This is a genomic window from Intrasporangium chromatireducens Q5-1 (assembly GCF_000576575.1).
Classification (GTDB): domain Bacteria; phylum Actinomycetota; class Actinomycetes; order Actinomycetales; family Dermatophilaceae; genus Intrasporangium_A; species Intrasporangium_A chromatireducens.
Window position 1 is genome coordinate 1 of record NZ_AWQS01000470.1, and the last position, 1,339, is coordinate 1,339.

Annotated in this window: 1 protein-coding gene; it reads left to right on the forward strand. The window is 71.0% G+C overall.

Annotated elements, in window-relative coordinates:
• The first annotated feature begins 140 nt into the window (after positions 1 to 140).
• Positions 141 to 1,322: a putative cytokinetic ring protein SteA gene (steA, locus tag N864_RS22280; RefSeq protein WP_034722738.1), complete on the forward strand. Its 1,182-nt coding sequence runs from the start codon at positions 141 to 143 to the stop codon at positions 1,320 to 1,322.
• The last annotated feature ends 17 nt before the right edge of the window (positions 1,323 to 1,339 follow it).

The following is a 1,339-nucleotide window of genomic DNA, read 5'->3' on the forward strand; positions in this document are numbered from 1 at the left end:
AGTTTGCGCTCAGTCGACGGTTCGCAACCGGTGTTTGCGCTCGCTCGACGGGGGCGGAGGCGGGTGGGGTCTGGCCCACGTCACCATGACGGTGCGGCGGCTGCGGTCGGCATGACCCAACGTGGCACGATGGGAGCACCATGGCCATCTCCATCCGTCGACGCACCCAGGCGTCCGGCCCTCGTCCCGGTGTGTCCGGGCCGGCCCGTGTCGACCGGCGGACCAAGAACCTCACCAAGCGCCTCGAGCCCGGCGACGTGGCCGTCATCGACCATCGGGACCTCGACCGGGTCAGCGCCGAGTCGCTCGTCGCCGCCCGGCCGGCCGCCGTCGTGAATGCGGCCACCTCGATCTCGGGCCGCTACCCGAACGTCGGTCCCGAGATCCTCGTGACCGCCGGCATTCCGGTCCTCGACGACGCGGGGCCCGAGGTCATGTCCCTCAAGGACGGGCAGCCGGTCTGGCTCGACGGCGCCGACCTGTGGGTCGGGGAGCAGAGGATCGCGAGTGGCCACCTGCTCGACGAGGACTCGGTGCAGGCCCAGATGCACGAGGCGCGGGCCGGCCTCGCCGTGCAGATCGAGGCCTTCGCGACGAACACGATGGCGTACATCCGCAAGGAGCGGGACCTGCTCCTCGACGGCATCGGCGTGCCACCGATCACGACGGAGATCGAGGGGCGCCACTGCCTCATCGTCGTGCGGGGCTATCACTACAAGGAAGACCTCGAGACGCTGCGTCCCTACATCCGGGAGTACCGGCCGATTCTCATCGGGGTCGACGGCGGGGCCGACGCCATCATCGAGGCCGGGCACCGCCCCGACCTCATCGTCGGCGACATGGACTCCGTGTCCGACGCGGCGCTGCGGTGCGGCGCCGAGCTCGTCGTCCACGCCTACCGGGACGGGCGCGCACCCGGGCTCGCCCGGGTCGAAGGGCTCGGCCTCGACGCCGTCGTCTTCCCGGCCGCGGGCACGAGCGAGGACGTCGCCATGCTCCTCGCCGACGACTGCGGCGCCGAGCTCATCGTCGCGGTGGGCACCCATGTCACGCTGGTCGAGTTCCTCGACAAGGGCCGCGACGGCCAAGCGAGCACCTTCCTCACGCGCCTGCGGGTCGGCGGCAAGCTCGTCGACGCCAAGGGCGTGAGCCAGCTGTACCGCACGCGGGTCCCCGGCGGCATGCTCGTCGTGCTCGTCGTCGTCGGACTGATGGCCCTCTTCGCCGCCATCGCCTCGACACCGACCGGGCAAGCCTGGCTCCAGGTCCTCGCCGCGAGGTGGGACGACATCCGTTCGGCCGTCGTGGGGATCTTCACGTGATCGACTTCCGCTACCAC

What these genes read in the sequence shown, in the direction of transcription:
- steA (WP_034722738.1), top strand. Translation starts at nt 141, where the DNA reads ATGGCCATCTCCATCCGTCGACGCACCCAGGCGTCCGGCCCTCGTCCC.